The organism is Microbispora rosea, assembly GCF_900156315.1.
GTDB lineage: Bacteria > Actinomycetota > Actinomycetes > Streptosporangiales > Streptosporangiaceae > Microbispora > Microbispora rosea.
Genome location: NZ_FTNI01000039.1, coordinates 54,596 through 68,316, shown reverse-complemented (window position 1 = coordinate 68,316; position 13,721 = coordinate 54,596). Strand labels below are relative to the sequence as shown.

Annotated in this window: 15 protein-coding genes; 6 read left to right on the top strand and 9 right to left on the bottom strand. The window is 70.2% G+C overall.

The window, feature by feature from the left end; translation table 11 throughout:
• The first annotated feature begins 290 nt into the window (after positions 1 to 290).
• On the top strand, positions 291 to 1,382 hold the full coding sequence (locus tag BXA11_RS37090) for a phosphotransferase family protein (protein WP_076442228.1): 1,092 nt from the start codon (positions 291 to 293) through the stop codon (positions 1,380 to 1,382).
• 51 nt (positions 1,383 to 1,433) lie between these two features.
• Positions 1,434 to 2,180, top strand: a complete 747-nt coding sequence (locus BXA11_RS37085) for a phosphotransferase family protein (RefSeq protein WP_076442226.1) — start codon at positions 1,434 to 1,436, stop codon at positions 2,178 to 2,180.
• 110 nt (positions 2,181 to 2,290) lie between these two features.
• On the opposite strand, the gene BXA11_RS37080 is transcribed toward BXA11_RS37085, so the two are convergent.
• Genes BXA11_RS37080 through pstS form a run of 5 tightly spaced genes read right to left on the bottom strand, consistent with a single transcriptional unit; the run spans position 2,291 to position 6,792 of the window.
• Positions 2,291 to 2,995 carry a response regulator transcription factor gene (locus BXA11_RS37080; RefSeq protein WP_231514128.1) on the bottom strand — a complete coding sequence of 235 codons (705 nt, stop codon included), beginning with the start codon at positions 2,993 to 2,995 and terminating at the stop codon, positions 2,291 to 2,293.
• 36 nt (positions 2,996 to 3,031) lie between these two features.
• Complete coding sequence (pstB, locus tag BXA11_RS37075; RefSeq protein WP_030511412.1) at positions 3,032 to 3,808, bottom strand: phosphate ABC transporter ATP-binding protein PstB; 777 nt, start codon at positions 3,806 to 3,808, stop codon at positions 3,032 to 3,034.
• 3 nt (positions 3,809 to 3,811) lie between these two features.
• Positions 3,812 to 4,696 (bottom strand): phosphate ABC transporter permease PstA, encoded by an 885-nt coding sequence (gene pstA, locus BXA11_RS37070; protein ID WP_030511413.1) that lies wholly within the window; start codon positions 4,694 to 4,696, stop codon positions 3,812 to 3,814.
• Positions 4,693 to 5,634 carry a phosphate ABC transporter permease subunit PstC gene (gene pstC, locus BXA11_RS37065; RefSeq protein ID WP_231514129.1) on the bottom strand — a complete coding sequence of 314 codons (942 nt, stop codon included), beginning with the start codon at positions 5,632 to 5,634 and terminating at the stop codon, positions 4,693 to 4,695. Before pstC ends, pstA begins: the two co-directional genes overlap by 4 nt.
• A 42-nt stretch (positions 5,635 to 5,676) precedes the next feature.
• Positions 5,677 to 6,792: a phosphate ABC transporter substrate-binding protein PstS gene (gene pstS / locus BXA11_RS37060; RefSeq protein WP_076442224.1), complete on the bottom strand. Its 1,116-nt coding sequence runs from the start codon at positions 6,790 to 6,792 to the stop codon at positions 5,677 to 5,679.
• A 164-nt stretch (positions 6,793 to 6,956) separates the two neighbouring features.
• Here pstS and BXA11_RS37055 point away from each other — a divergent pair, with 164 nt between their 5' ends.
• Both BXA11_RS37055 and BXA11_RS37050 read left to right on the top strand, forming a co-directional pair.
• Positions 6,957 to 7,415 carry a low molecular weight protein-tyrosine-phosphatase gene (locus tag BXA11_RS37055; RefSeq protein ID WP_076442221.1) on the top strand — a complete coding sequence of 153 codons (459 nt, stop codon included), beginning with the start codon at positions 6,957 to 6,959 and terminating at the stop codon, positions 7,413 to 7,415.
• Complete coding sequence (locus tag BXA11_RS37050) at positions 7,402 to 8,208, top strand: fructosamine kinase family protein (RefSeq protein ID WP_076442219.1); 807 nt, start codon at positions 7,402 to 7,404, stop codon at positions 8,206 to 8,208. The genes BXA11_RS37055 and BXA11_RS37050 overlap by 14 nt, the downstream gene beginning before the upstream one ends.
• A 30-nt stretch (positions 8,209 to 8,238) precedes the next feature.
• On the opposite strand, the gene BXA11_RS37045 is transcribed toward BXA11_RS37050, so the two are convergent.
• Positions 8,239 to 8,988, bottom strand: coding sequence for an NPCBM/NEW2 domain-containing protein (locus BXA11_RS37045; RefSeq protein WP_076442216.1), 750 nt, complete (start codon positions 8,986 to 8,988; stop codon positions 8,239 to 8,241).
• 249 nt (positions 8,989 to 9,237) lie between these two features.
• Complete coding sequence (gene hisN / locus BXA11_RS37040; protein ID WP_030511419.1) at positions 9,238 to 10,023, bottom strand: histidinol-phosphatase; 786 nt, start codon at positions 10,021 to 10,023, stop codon at positions 9,238 to 9,240.
• A gap of 81 nt (positions 10,024 to 10,104) precedes the next feature.
• On the opposite strand from hisN, the gene BXA11_RS37035 reads away from it, so the two are divergent.
• The gene (locus BXA11_RS37035) at positions 10,105 to 10,548 is read left to right on the top strand and encodes a DUF4442 domain-containing protein (protein ID WP_076442214.1); all 444 of its coding nucleotides are present in this window, start codon (positions 10,105 to 10,107) and stop codon (positions 10,546 to 10,548) included.
• Between the two features lie 13 nt (positions 10,549 to 10,561).
• Here the strand turns inward: BXA11_RS37035 and BXA11_RS37030 are convergent, their stop codons facing one another.
• Positions 10,562 to 11,899 carry an aminotransferase-like domain-containing protein gene (locus BXA11_RS37030; RefSeq protein WP_076442212.1) on the bottom strand — a complete coding sequence of 446 codons (1,338 nt, stop codon included), beginning with the start codon at positions 11,897 to 11,899 and terminating at the stop codon, positions 10,562 to 10,564.
• Positions 11,900 to 12,048: 149 nt separating this feature from the next.
• Between BXA11_RS37030 and BXA11_RS37025 the strand changes: the two genes are divergently transcribed.
• Positions 12,049 to 12,687 carry a LysE family translocator gene (locus BXA11_RS37025; RefSeq protein ID WP_076442210.1) on the top strand — a complete coding sequence of 213 codons (639 nt, stop codon included), beginning with the start codon at positions 12,049 to 12,051 and terminating at the stop codon, positions 12,685 to 12,687.
• Here BXA11_RS37025 and rsgA read toward each other — a convergent pair.
• Entirely contained in the window at positions 12,684 to 13,712 is a 1,029-nt protein-coding gene (rsgA, locus tag BXA11_RS37020) for a ribosome small subunit-dependent GTPase A (RefSeq protein ID WP_076442207.1), read from the bottom strand. The two genes, BXA11_RS37025 and rsgA, sit on opposite strands and share 4 nt — an antisense overlap.
• Positions 13,713 to 13,721: the final 9 nt, after the last annotated feature.

Here is a 13,721-nt window from a genome sequence, read left to right as displayed (position 1 = left end):
TGTCGGCGGCGCGAGCGGTGGTGCGGGAGGAGCGGAGCGGGCGGGAGGGAGGACCGCAGCGAAGGCCCAGCGGAGCGGGCTTCGCGAGGACCGGAGCTTCCGGCCGGCGCAGTGACGTCCCAACCCCCCGACCCCAACTCCACCCCACCTACCGCGACCCCGACCGTGAAGCAAGCCGACCCCAACCCCGCTCACCGAACCCCCGGGCCAACTGGGCGCAACGCTCCACCGACTACGAAGCATTCGGCTCCAGGTGCAGTGATGCTCCACCACGCCCGACCATCTCGCTAATGGCTAGGGTTGCGGAGGTGACCGAGCGAATCATCCGCTTGTTGGCCCGCCACCTGTCCGGCTACGAGGTCAGAACCGTCGAACGGCTGGGCGAGGGACAGGACAACGCGGCATACGAGGTCAACGGTGAGTTGGTCATACGGCAGAGCAAGATCGATGATTGGGCTCCCCATAGCGGCTCGGCTCCCCAAGGCGGCTCGGCTGCCAGTGGTGATTTGGCCGCCCGTGATGATTTGACTGCCCGAGACTACGCGGCTCCCAATGGCGACTCGGCTCCCAGCGGTGACACAGATCTACAGGCCGATTCGGCTCTTCGCAGTGAGTCGGATCTCCGCGGTGCTCCAGCTCTCCATCGCGACTCAGCTCTGCGTGGTGAAGCGGTGCGGCGAGAGGCGGCGTTGCTCGCGGTCGTGAGTGAGCTGTCGCCGCTGCCGGTGCCGCAGCCGATTTTCGTGGACGAGGAGGCGGGCGTGATCGCGTATCGCAAGCTGCCGGGCCGTCCGCTGAACCTGCACCCGGTCAAAGAGCCCCCGCGTCTGGCGGCTCCCCTGGGCGATTTCCTGAGCCGGGTTCACGCGGCGCCGGTGGAGCGGATGGAGGCGTTCGTACCGCGTGACACCTTTCCGTTGAGCGAGCTCCTGGAGGAGGCCGAAGGGCATTACCGGGACATCGTCGCCCAGGTGCCGCTGGCGGCCCGGCGACAGGTCGAGGACTTCCTCGGCGCCGCGGCCCCTGCCGAGCCCGGCCTGTTGTTGTTCTGCCACAACGACCTGGGCAGCGAGCACCTGCTGGTGGACGTCGAGTCGAGCGCCCTGACGGGCGTCATCGACTGGACCGACGCGGCCATCGCCGATCCCGCGTACGACCTGGCGCTCGTCTACCGGGACCTCGGGCCCGAGGTCTACGAGCGGACGCTGATGTATTACGAGGGCCGCCACGACGACGCGGACCACGAGCGGGTCGTCTTCTACGCCCGGTGCGCGCTGCTGGAGGACATCGCCTATGGCCTGTGCTCAGGCGTCCGGGCGGGCTCGGGCGTGCGATCGTACGCGGACGCCGGTCTGGCCCACCTCGGCCGTACCTTCGCCTGAGGGCCATCAACCCGGTGACGTCGACGATCATCCTCGGGATACTGGTCGCCCATGGATGAGGTCAAAGTGGTCGTCGCCCATTCCGAGCGCGCGACCCTGCGCGTCGGTGACGTGTTCCTGAAGGTGGACGCCGATCGGGCGCGCATCGACGCCGAGGTCGAGGCGATGGCCGTGGTGCCGGTCCCGACTCCGAAGGTCCTGTGGCACAAGCCGCCGGTGCTCGCGATCGCCGCACTTCCGGGGACGGCGCTGGGCCGCCTCGGCGAGCCGTCGACCGCGTCCCCGGCAGCGTGGGCCGCGGCGGGAGCCGCCGTCCGGAGGTTGCATGACGCGCCGGTGCCGCCCAGGCCCGGCCAGGCCGGCCGGGGCCTCGACGAGTTGACGGCGGATCTCGATGGCGAGTGCGAGTGGCTCGTGACGAACGGCGTCCTGCCCGCCGGCCTGGTCGCCCGCAACCGCCGGGTCGCCGAGGCCGCGCTCCGGCAGTGGACACCGGTCTTCACTCACGGCGACCTGCAGGTCGATCACGTGTTCGTCGACGGCGACGAGATCACGGGCATCATCGACTGGTCCGAGGCCGGCCAGGGTGACGCCCTGTACGACCTCGCCACCTTGACGCTCGGACACGAGGAGCATCTCGGCGACGTCGTCGCCGGCTACGGCACCGGCGTCGACCTCGACGTGATCCGCGCGTGGTGGTCGTTGCGAAGCCTGTCGAATGTCCGCTGGCTGCTCGAGCACGGCTTCGACCCGTTCGCGCCGGGCTGTGAGATCGACGTGCTGAGATCCCGGTCGTGAGGCCAGGACCTTCCGGTCGTCCGGGGTTCGCGGTCCGGAGGCCGTCCGCGTGCCGCTGCGTCCGAGCGGACCGCTTCGGTGCGGTCCGGCAGCCACCTGCCCCGGTGGGGTCAGCCGGTGACCAACCGGTAGCCCACTCCCCGGACGGTCTGGATCATCGTGTCCTCCACGTCGCCCAGCCGCGCGCGCAGGCGTTTGACGTGGACGGCGATGGTGTTGGTGGACGTCCCGTCGGCCGAGTGCCAGACGTTGCGCATGATCTGCTCGCGGGTGACCGTTCTGTCCGCGTTGCGCATCAGAAAGTGCAGCAGCTCGAACTCGCGCAGCGGCAGGTGCACGACGCGGCCGCCGACCTTCACCTGATACGCCGTCACGTCGAGCTCCACGTCGCCGATCGTCAGCACGGTCCGGTGGCCGTCCTGCCGCCGGAATGCCGCCTGGACGAGGGGGAGAAGCTCGGGCACGCGGTATGGCCTGGCCACGCAGGCCGTCGCGCCCGCCTCCAGAGCCTGCAGGGCCTGCTCGGCATCGCCTCCGAAGTCGATGCCGAGCAGGACGGGCACGGCTCGCATGCGCCGTACGGCGCGGACGAACTCGACGGGGCCGACGATGGGGAGGGAGGCGGAGATCAGCACGGCGTCGGGCCGGAGCGCCCCGGCCTGCAACAGCGCCTGGGCGCCGTCCGGGACGCCGGTGACGTCGACCCCCTCGGCCTGCATCGCCGCCGAGAGCTGCCGCACCAGACCCGCGTCCGAATCGGCCACCAGGAGCATGGGCGCCGTCCGAGTGTCCCCCTCCACTGCGGGTGCCGTCACCCAGGTCCCTCCAATGCAGTCAGCCGGAAGCGGGCATCAGCCGAAGCGGCCCGTGATGTAGTCCTCGGTCGCCTTCTCGGCCGGGTTGGTGAAGATCTTCGAGGTCTCGTCCATCTCGACGAGCTTGCCCGGCTGACCCTGCGCGGCCAGGTTGAAGAACGCGGTCTTGTCGCTGACCCGGGCGGCCTGCTGCATGTTGTGCGTCACGATCACGATCGTGTAGTCCTGCTTGAGCTGGGAGATCAGGTCCTCGATCGCCAGCGTCGAGATGGGGTCGAGCGCCGAGCACGGCTCGTCCATGAGCAGCACCTGCGGGCGTACGGCGATCGCGCGGGCGATGCAGAGGCGCTGCTGCTGACCGCCGGACAGGCCCGCGCCCGGCTTGCCCAGCCGGTCCTTGACCTCGTTCCAGAGGTTGGCGCCCTTGAGCGAGTCCTCGACGATGCCGTCCAGCTCCGATCGGGAGAAGCGGCCGTTCAGCTTGAGGCCGGCCGCCACGTTGTCGAAGATGGACATCGTGGGGAAGGGGTTCGGCCGCTGGAAGACCATGCCGATGGTCCGGCGGACCGACACCGGGTCGACGTCCGCGCCGTACAGGTCCTGGTCCTCGAGGCGGACCTTGCCCTCGACCCGGGCGCCGGGGATGACCTCGTGCATCCGGTTGAGGGTCCGCAGGAACGTCGACTTCCCGCAGCCCGAGGGGCCGATGAAGGCCGTCACCGAGCGCGGCTCGATCGTCATCGAGATGCCCTCGATCGCCTTGTGCGAGCCGTAGTACGCGTCGAGTCCCGCGACTTCGATCTGCTTGGCCATTCCTTACCTCCTCCTCGCGGGCGAACGCCACCAGGTGATGAGGCGTGCGACCAGGTTGAGCAGCATGACGATCAGGATCAGCGTGAGCGCGCCGGTCCAGGCCCGGTCGATCGCGGTGTCCGTTGGACGGCCGGCCTGATCGAAGACGTACAGCGGAAGCCCCATCTGGGGACCGTTGAACGGGTCGACGTTGATGGAGTCGGTGATGAAGACGGTCAGCAGCAGCGGCGCGGTCTCGCCGGCGACGCGGGCCACGGCCAGCATGACGCCGGTCACGATTCCGGTGAAGGCCGTGGGCAGCACGACCTTGACGATGGTGCGCCACTTGGGCACGCCCAGCGCGTACGACGCCTCGCGCAGCTCCCGGGGGACCAGGCGGAGCATTTCCTCGGCCGACCTGACCACGACCGGCATCATCAGGATCGACAGGGCGAGCGCGCCGGCGAAGCCGGAGAACGGCATGCCGAGCACGAGGATCCAGAAGGCCAGGACGAAGAGCCCGGAAACGACGGAAGGGACGCCGGTCATGACGTCCACGAAGAAGCTGATCGTGCGTGACAGCCGTCCGCCCTCGCCGTACTCGACGAGGTAGACGGCGGTGAGCAGGCCGATCGGGACCGCGATGAGCGAGGCCAGCAGGACCTGTTCGAGGGTGCCGACGATGGCGTGGTAGGCGCCGCCGCCGGCGTCGCGTGCTCCGATGTTGCGCATGGAGTGGGTGAGGAACTCCATGTCGAAGCGGCCCATGCCGTTCTTGACGACGAGCCACAGCACCGACAGCAGCGGGATGACCGCGAGCGCGAACGCCAGGTAGACGAGCACCTGGACGAAGCGGTCCTTGGCTCGCCGGGCCGCGGAGATCGGCTGGATTCCGGTCTGTACGGTCATGCTGCGGCCCTCGCGTACTCCTTGCGGCGGGCGATGACGAAGCGGGCGCCCATGTTCACCAGCAGGGTGATGACGAACAGGACGAGACCCGAGGCGATCAGCGCGCCGCGACCCACCTCGGTCGCCTCGCCGAAGCCGTTGGCGATGTTGGCGGCGATGCTGTTGCCGGACGGGCCGAGGATCTGGAACGAGATCTTGAACGTCGCGGGGAAGATGAGCGCGACCGCGATCGTCTCGCCCATCGCGCGGCCGAGGCCGAGCATGGCGGCGCTGATGACGCCGGGCCGGCCGAACGGCAGGACCGACATCCTGATCATCTCCCAGCGCGTCGCGCCGAGCGCGAGCGCGGCCTCTTCCTGCATCTTGGGGGCCTGCAGGAAGACCTCGCGGGAGATCGCGGCGATGATCGGCAGGATCATGATCGCGAGCACGAGCGACGCGGTGAGCATGCTCTTGCCGACCACGGTGTCACCGCCGAAGAGCGGGATCCAGCCGAGGTAGTCGTTGAGGAACTTCGACGGGCCGAGCATGAACGGCACGAGGAAGGTGACGCCCCACAGGCCGTACACCACGCTGGGGACCGCCGCGAGGAGGTCCACCACGTAGCCCAGGACGGAGGCGAGCCGCCGGGGCGCGTAGTGCGAGATGAACAACGCGACGCCGATCGCCACAGGGGTGGCGATGAGCAGCGCGAGCAGCGAGCTCAGCACGGTGCCGAAGGCGAGCGCCGCGATGCCGAAGACCGGCTTGGTGGCGTTCGGCTGCCAGGTCAGCTCGGTCAGGAAGTGGGACGTGTTCGCCTGGAGGGCGGGGACGGCTTTGACGACCAGGAACACCCCGATCGCGGCCATGATCGCCAGAAGGACGACACCGGCCCCGGTCGAGGCGAAGCGGAACGGGCCGTCGCCGCGGCTGCGCCGGAAGGCGGACCGGCGCATGGCCGGCCCGCTCTCCCTGGTTCTGGTTGATGTCGCCATCTGTTAGGAAATCGCCTCGACGGCGGTGCGGACCTTGCCGAGCAGGCTCGACGGCAGCGGGGCGTAGCCGAGGCTGGTCAGCGCCTGCTGGCCCTCGTCGCTGGAGGTGTAGGTCAGGAACGACTTGACCAGGGTCACGTCCTCGGCCGCGAGGCCCTTCTCGCAGGTGATCTCGTACGTCACGAGCACGATCGGGTAGGCGCCCGCGGCCTTGGTGCCGTAGTCGATCTTCAGCTTGAGGTCGTTGCCGGTGCCCGCGATCTCCGCGGCCTCGACGGTCTTGCCCGCGCTCTCCGGCGTGAGCTCGACGTACTCGCCGGCGCCGTTGGCGACCTTGGCCTTCTGCAGCTGCGAGTTGTCGGCGAAGGACAGCTCGACGTAGCTGATCGCGCCCTCGGTGCTCTTGACGCTGGACGCGATGCCGTCCGAGCCCTTGGAGCCCTGGCCCTGCGCCTCGGCGGGCCACGCCTTGGCCGGCTCGTACGGCCAGTCCGCGTCGGCGGTGGCCTTCATGAACTTGGTGAAGTTGTCGCTGGTGCCCGACTCGTCCGAGCGGTGGAACGCCTGGATGGCGGTCGAGGGCAGCTGCGCGTCGGGGTTGTCGGCCTTGATGGCCGGGTCGTCCCACTTGGTGATCTTGCTGTTGAAGATGCCGGCGATGGTCTTCGGCGAGAGCTGGAGGCCGTCCACGCCCGGCAGGTTGTAGACGACGGCCACCGGGCCGGTCACCATCGGCAGGTTGATCGCCTTGCCGGTCTTGCAGCGGGCGTCGGCCTGGGCGGGCTCGCCCTTCTCGTCGTTCAGGGCCGAGTCGGAGCCGGCGAAGGCCACCGTGCCCTGGATGAACGCCTGGACACCGGCGCCGGAGCCGCTCGGGTTGTAGTTGATGCTGACGCCGGGGTTCGACGACTGGAAGTTCTTCTTCCACTCCGCGATGGCGTTCGCCTGGGCCGAGGAGCCGGCGGCGTTGATGGTGCCCTTCAGCGTGTCGTCGCCCTGAGCGGGAGCGGCGGCGCTGGAGGTGCCCCCCGCGGTGCTCGTGTTGTCATCGGTCCCGCATGCGGCGAGCGAGAGCACGCCGACGATAGTGGCGGCGGCGAGCCGGCCTGCATACTTCACGGTTGTTCCTCCCCATGTCTTCTCAACACCAGGGACGGTAGGGAGCCAAGGTGACCTAAACCCTTGGTAAAGGTGAACGGGCAGTGAACGCCCCTGGTCGCTCTTGGGAGGCCTGAGAAGAGATAACGAGCAGGTCACGGGCGTTATGGGAGAGGATTGAGTTCATGAAGCGTGTATGTCTGGTCTGCATGGGGAACATCTGCCGATCGCCGATGGCCGAGGTGGTGCTGCGCCGTACGCTGGCCGAACGCGGGCTCGACGTGGAGGTGGACAGCGCCGGCACCGGCGGCTGGCATGCGGGGGAGCCGATGGATGAGCGGGCCGCGGCCACGCTGGCCGACCACGGCTACGACGGCTCGTCCCACCGGGCCCGCCAGTTCGACCGGGCGTGGTTCGCCGAGCGCGACCTCATCCTCGTGATGGACCGCGACAACCTGCGCGCCCTCCGGCGGATCGCCCCGCCGGAGGCGGACGTGCGGCTGCTGCGGTCGTTCGACCCGGCCGCCCCCGAGGGCGCCGAGGTGCCCGACCCCTACTACGGCGGACGCGAGGGCTTCGTCGAGGTGCTGCGGATGGTCGAGGCCGCCTGCGAGGGGGTGGCGAAGCACCTTGAGGATCACTAGGGATCTCGGTGGCGGGCACGCCTGGACGCTGCACGAGGGCGTGCTCGGCGACGGCCGCCGGGTGTTCGTCAAGAGAAGCTCGGACGCGTCCGCCGTTCTCGACAGCGAGGCGGCGGGGCTGCGTTGGCTGGCCGAGCCGGGGGCGGTCGCCGTCCCCGAGGTGATCTCCGCGGACGGCGGCACGCTGGTGCTGGAGTGGATCGACACCGCACCCGCGACGGCCGGGGCCGCCGAGCGGTTCGGGCGTGCGCTGGCCGCCCTGCACGCGGCCGGCGCCGACGGCTTCGGCGCCCCCTGGCCCGGCTACATCGCCGAGCTTCCGATGGGCAACGAGCCCGCGCCGGACTGGCCGTCGTTCTACGTGTCCCGCCGCGTGCTCCCGTTCGTACGGCTCGCGCGCGACCGCGGCGCGCTGTCGGCCGCGGACGTGGAGCTGGCCGAGGAGGCGTGCGACCGGGTGGCGGAGGTCGCCGGGCCGGCGGAGCCGCCGAGCCGGATCCACGGCGACCTGTGGAGCGGAAACCTGCTGTGGTCCGCGGACGAGGTCGTGCTGGTCGACCCGGCCGCCCACGGCGGCCACAGGGAGACCGACCTCGCGATGCTGGCGCTGTTCGGGGCGCCGCACCTCAACACGATCCTCGCGGCCTATCGCGAGGCGGCGCCCCTCGCGGACGGGTGGCGCGAGCGCGTGCCCCTGCATCAGCTGCACCCGCTCGCCGTCCACGTCTGCCTGTTCGGCGAGGCGTACCGCGGCAGCCTCCTCACCGCCGCGGGCGACGTCCTCGCGCTGTGACAGCCACAAGGAACTCCGAAAGGATATGTGTCAGCCGAAGGAGGGATTTATCCACGCGGACCGGAAATAGTTCGAGCCCGAGACACCGCTGCTCTTGACGACCGTCATTTTGAGGCGGATTCGCGGCACTCCCGAGACCCGGGCGGTGATGCCCGGTGCGTTCGTGTACGTCGCCACCTGTTGGGCGAGCACGTTGTCGTCAAGGTCGACGACGGAGAATCGCACTCTCGCCGACGTGTTGGGTGACGCGCGGTCGATTCCCACTTTCGCCGTGAACGTGGTCGCGTTCTGTGGCACCACGTAGTCGAGGTATCCGGCCACGGCGCCCGAGCTCTCGACACGGCACGTCATGGCGTTGAACTGCTCGTCCGAACCCGCGAGGGTGACCGAGCGGTCGAGCCAGTCGTTGCTGAACCCTCCCGGCGGGCCGCAGCCGTCGACGTCGACGGCGGCCGGGCGGGTCAGGGACGTGGCGGCGGTGCCGCCCGTAGTGGCGTCCGCCGCGCTCGCCTGCGGGGAAGGGGCCGCCGGGCCTGCGGTGACCGTGGTGGTGACCGTCGCCGTCGCCGTGGCCGTGTGGGTCACCGCGATCCTGTCTCCGACGACGTCCCGCACCGCGTCGGGGGAGGTGATGACGGCGACCGCGACCGCCGATCCGGCGGTGATGAGCGTGCCGGCAAAGGTCAGGATGCCGCTGATCCACGCTATTCTCCGGGCGTTTCTCCGCTCCTTGTCGCCCTGATCGTCTTGGGCTTTCCGGGGTTTGGCTGGTGCGCTCATCGTCGTTATTCCGGCTCGATCCACTCGTGGGCTGGGGAGGCCGCTTGCGCGTCCGGTATTTCGACGCGATCCACGAGGAGCCGGTTGGCGGTGTGGGTGTCACAAGAGGAACACGAATTCCCGCCGAGTCGGCCGGATTTCACCACTGTTTACGCTGAAAAATACCCTTACAAGGGCATTTTTTTGGGCAGTCCCACCGGGCCGCGAAGGCGGTGACTGCCCAAGTGATCCGGAAAGCCGGGAGGCGGCTCAGCGCGGTGACAGGCGCTTGAGGACCTCGCCGTGGAGCAGGCCGTTGGTGCAGACGAGGTTGCCGCCGTCGAGGGGCGCGGCGCCGTCGAGCGAGGTGCAGGAGCCGCCGGCCTCCTCGACGATGATCGTGAGAGCGGCCATGTCCCAGGGGGACAGCTCCGGCTCGGCGGAGATGTCCACGGCGCCCTCGGCGACCATCATGTGCGACCAGAAGTCGCCGTAGCCGCGTGTGCGCCAGCACTCCCTGGTGAGGTCGAGGAACGGGTCGAGCCGCCCTGCCTTCTCCCATTCGTCCAGGTCGGAGAACGAGAAGGAGGCGTCGTCGAGACGGCCGACCGAGGACACCTCGCAGCGCGTGGCCTTGCTCAGACTCCGTCCGCTCCACGCGCCGCTCTCCTTGGCGGCCCACCAGCGGCGGCCGAGCGCCGGGGCCGAGACCACGCCCACGACGACCTTGCCGTGCTCCATCAGCGCGATCAGCGTGGCCCACACGGGGACTCCGCGTACGTAGTTCTTGGTGCCGTCGATCGGGTCGACGATCCAGGAGCGCATGCCGTAGCCGGTCATCCCGAACTCCTCGCCCACGACGGCGTCGCGGGGCCGGGCACGGCGCAGCGTGCCGCGGATCGCCTCCTCCACGGCCCGGTCGGCGTCGCTGACCGGCGTGAGGTCGGGCTTGGTGTCGACCTTGAGGTCCACGGCCTTGAAACGGCGCATCGTGATGTCGTCGGCGGCGTCCGCCAGCAGATGCGCGAGGTGCAGGTCGTCGCGGTACTCCGTCACAGGGCCAACGTATCGTGCCGCGACCTGCTGACATCAGTGGAAGAATCACTCCAAGCCATACCGACAGGTAACATCCCGGCCATGGACATCGGCGCCTTCATGCTCGACAGCGTTCCGTTCGCGCGGTTGCTCGGCATCACGTTCGACTCGATCGGCTCCGGTGAGGCGGTCGCCCGCCTGGCCGACCGGGGAGACCTGCGAAACCACGTCGGCGGCCCGCACGCCGGCGCCCTGTTCACGCTGGCCGAGACCGCCTCGGGCGCGGCCATGCTGTCGGCCTTCGGCGACCAGCTCTCCCGCGCCGTGCCGCTGGCGACCGAGGCGAGGATCGGCTACCGCAAGCTCGCGATGGGCGAGGTCACCGCCGCCGCCACCCTCCGGGCCGAGCGGGAGGCGGTCGTCGCCCTGCTGGACGCGGGGGAGCGGCCCGAGTTCGAGGTCGCCGTCGAGATCCGCAACGCCGAAGACGTCGTCGTCTCGGAGATGACCGTCTCCTGGACCCTGCGCCCCAACCGCGCGGCCTGACCCCTCACACGGCTCACTCGGCCAGCAGATCGTCCGGCGAGGAACGGGCGAGCCCGGCGAGGGTGGCCAGGGCGCGTGCCAGCGTCTCGGGCGGGGGAGAGGCCAGGCCGAGACGGACGGCGTTCGGGGTGCGGTTGTCGCCGACGGCGAAGGCCGCCGCCGGGGTGACGGCGATGCCGTGCCGTGCGGCGGCGGCCACGAACGTGTCGGCCCGCCACGGCGGCGGAAGCTCCCACCAGCAGTAGTAGGACCGCGGATCGCCGCGGACGGCGAACTCGCCCAGGTGGCGTCTCGCGATCTCCTGCCGGGCCTCGGCGTCCCGCCGCTTGCCCCGGCTCAGCGATTCCACGATGCCGTCGCCGGCGAGCCGGACCGCCGCCTCCAGCGCGAACCGCGGCGGCGCGGAGCCCCCCGAGTGCAGCGCCGCGGTCACGTGGGGGACGACGGCCTCGGGAACGACGGCGAATCCGACGGTCAGCCCCGGCGCGAGCCGTTTGGAGAGGCTGTCGACGAGGATCGTGCGCTCGGGCGCCACGGCGGCGAGCGGTGGTGCCTCGTGCCGCAGGAACGACCAGATGCCGTCCTCGATCGCGGGCACGTCCAGCCGCTCCAGCACGGCCGCGAGCTCGGCGCGGCGCTCGACCGGCATGGTGAGCGACAGCGGGTTGTGCAGCGTCGGCTGGAGGTAGACCGCTCTCAGCGGAGCCTTGCGGGCGGCGGCCTCGACAGCCTCGGGCACCAGGCCCGCCCCGTCGACCGGCAGGGGGACGAGGGTGACCCCGAGCCGCGCGGCGATCGTCTTCACGACGGGGTAGGTGAGCTCCTCGACGCCCAGCCGCGCACCCGGCGGGACCAGCGCGGCGATGACGGCCGCGATCGCCTGGCGGCCGTTGCCGGCGAAGAGCACCCGCGCCGGGTCGGGGCGCCAGCCGGCCCGGGCGAGCAGGTCCGCGACGGCCTCGCGGGCGTGAGGAGTGCCCGCCGCGCCCACCGGCCGCATGGACGCCTCCAGCACATCGGGGCGCAGCAGCGGCCTGATGCCGTCCCCGAGCAGGCCGGCCTGCTCGGGGATGACGGGATAGTTGAGTTCGAGGTCGACCCTGGTGCCGCTCGGTTCGGCCAGGGCGGTCCCTGGCCGCCGGGCGGAGGCGCGGACGAAGGTGCCACGGCCGACCTCGCCGACCGTGAGGCCGCGGCGGGTCAGCTCCGCGTAGACGCGCGCCGCCGTGGAGCCGGCGATGCCGCGCCGCCGGGCGAAGTCCCGCTGCGGAGGAAGCCGGTCCCCCGGCCTGAGCCGCCCGGCCGCGATGTCCGCGGCGACCTCGTCGGCCAGCTCACGGTAGTCCTCCATCGCCGCCCCCTCTTCGTGGCACGGTGTCCGATTCAAACACAATATTGCTCCGAGAGCAATATCCAATATTGCATTTATTGTTCGGAGTGAAATAGCCTGAGGAGGCCGTCCGGACCGGCATTGATGACCTGCGAGGAGAGGGCGGCGTCATGGTCGAACCGAATGCGGTGCTGGGTGTCGTGTCCGTGGCGCTCGGAATGGTGCTCTCTCCGGGCCCGAACATGATGTATCTCGTATCGCGGAGCATCAGTCAGGGACGCCGGGCCGGAATAATCTCGTTGAGCGGAGTGGTGGCGGGATTCCTCGTCTATCTGACGGCGACGAATCTCGGCCTGGCGGCGCTGTTCGCCGCGGTCCCGCAGGTTCTCACGGCGATACGGCTGGCCGGGGCGGGTTACCTGATGTGGTTCGCCTGGAAGACGATCAGGCCGGGCGGCGCTTCGGTGTTCACCGTGCGGGACGTGCCGCACGACCCGCCGCCCCGGCTTTTCGCCATGGGACTGATGACGAACCTGCTCAATCCGAAGATCGCCATTCTTTATGTCTCCGTCATTCCGCAGTTCGTCGATATCCGAGCGGGGAACGTGCTGGCGCAGGGCGTCGTTCTCGGCCTTTTCCAGATCGCGGTGGCCGCGACGGTGAATTTCTCGATCGTGCTGGCCGCCGGAAGCGTCGCGGGATTCCTGGCGCACCGGCCGGCGTGGCTGCGAGCCCAGCGGATCGCCATGGGGAGCATGCTCGGAGCACTCGCCGTGATGCTCGCCTTCAGCCGGAGCGCGTCGTTCTAGTCTTCGTCGGAAGAGCCCTCGCGGCTGGCGAGCAGCCGCCGCAGGGACTCCAGGCGTGCGGGCTCCGCGTGCCCCTCCGCGACGTAGCGGTCGAGGGCGCAGTCGTCGCCGAGGTGGGTGCAGCCCTTGGGGCATTCGGTTGTGGCGTCCACCAGGTCGGGGAAGGCGGCGAGCACGGTCTCCACCGAGATGTGGGCGAGCCCGAAGCTGCGCACCCCGGGGGTGTCGATGATCCAGCCGCCCTCCGGCAGTTCCAGGGCGACCGCGGAGGTGGAGGTGTGCCTGCCGCGGCCGGTGACGGCGTTCACATGGGACACGGCCCGGTGGGCGTGCGGCACCAGCGCGTTGACCAGGGTCGACTTTCCGACCCCGGAGTGCCCGACCAGCACGCTGAGCCGGTCCGCGAGCGCCTCGGCCAGGTCGTCGACCGGGCCGCCCTTGCGCACGACCACGTACGGCACGCCGAGAGGCTCGTACAGCGCGACGAGGTCGTCGGCGGGGGCCAGGTCGGCCTTGGTCAGGCACAGCAGCGGCTCGATGTCGGCGTCGTAGGCCGCGACGAGCATCCGGTCGATCATCCGGGGCCGTGGCGGGGGATCGGCGAGCGCGGTGACGATGACCAACTGGTCGGCGTTGGCGACGATGGGGCGCTCGATGTCGTCCACGTCGTCGGCGCTGCGGCGCAGCATCGAGGTGCGCTCCTCCACGCGGACGATGCGCGCCAGCGTGTCGGGCTGCCCGGTCACGTCGCCCACCAGCGCCACGCGGTCGCCCACCACGATGCCCTTGCGGCCGAGCTCGCGGGCCTTCATGGCCACGACGAGGGTGCGCTCGCCCCGCCGCTTCTTCGGCGTCGTGGAGCGGGGGACGCCCTCACCGACCAGGCAGGTGTAACGCCCGCGGTCGACGGCCACCACGAAGCCCTCGACGGCCTCGCTGTGGGCAGGCCGGATCCGGGTCCGCGGCCGTGAGCCCTTGCCCGGCCTGACCCTGACGTCGTCCTCGTCGTAATGCCGCTTTCTCAGTGCCCGCGC

What these genes read in the sequence shown, in the direction of transcription:
- BXA11_RS37025 (WP_076442210.1), top strand. Translation starts at nt 12,049, where the DNA reads ATGGTCGAACCGAATGCGGTGCTGGGTGTCGTGTCCGTGGCGCTCGGA.
- BXA11_RS37090 (WP_076442228.1), top strand. Translation starts at nt 291, where the DNA reads ATGGCTAGGGTTGCGGAGGTGACCGAGCGAATCATCCGCTTGTTGGCC.
- BXA11_RS37030 (WP_076442212.1), bottom strand. Translation starts at nt 11,899, where the DNA reads ATGGAGGACTACCGTGAGCTGGCCGACGAGGTCGCCGCGGACATCGCG.
- BXA11_RS37035 (WP_076442214.1), top strand. Translation starts at nt 10,105, where the DNA reads ATGGACATCGGCGCCTTCATGCTCGACAGCGTTCCGTTCGCGCGGTTG.
- BXA11_RS37045 (WP_076442216.1), bottom strand. Translation starts at nt 8,988, where the DNA reads ATGAGCGCACCAGCCAAACCCCGGAAAGCCCAAGACGATCAGGGCGAC.
- pstC (WP_231514129.1), bottom strand. Translation starts at nt 5,634, where the DNA reads ATGCGCCGGTCCGCCTTCCGGCGCAGCCGCGGCGACGGCCCGTTCCGC.
- BXA11_RS37085 (WP_076442226.1), top strand. Translation starts at nt 1,434, where the DNA reads ATGGATGAGGTCAAAGTGGTCGTCGCCCATTCCGAGCGCGCGACCCTG.
- BXA11_RS37055 (WP_076442221.1), top strand. Translation starts at nt 6,957, where the DNA reads ATGAAGCGTGTATGTCTGGTCTGCATGGGGAACATCTGCCGATCGCCG.
- pstB (WP_030511412.1), bottom strand. Translation starts at nt 3,808, where the DNA reads ATGGCCAAGCAGATCGAAGTCGCGGGACTCGACGCGTACTACGGCTCG.
- pstA (WP_030511413.1), bottom strand. Translation starts at nt 4,696, where the DNA reads ATGACCGTACAGACCGGAATCCAGCCGATCTCCGCGGCCCGGCGAGCC.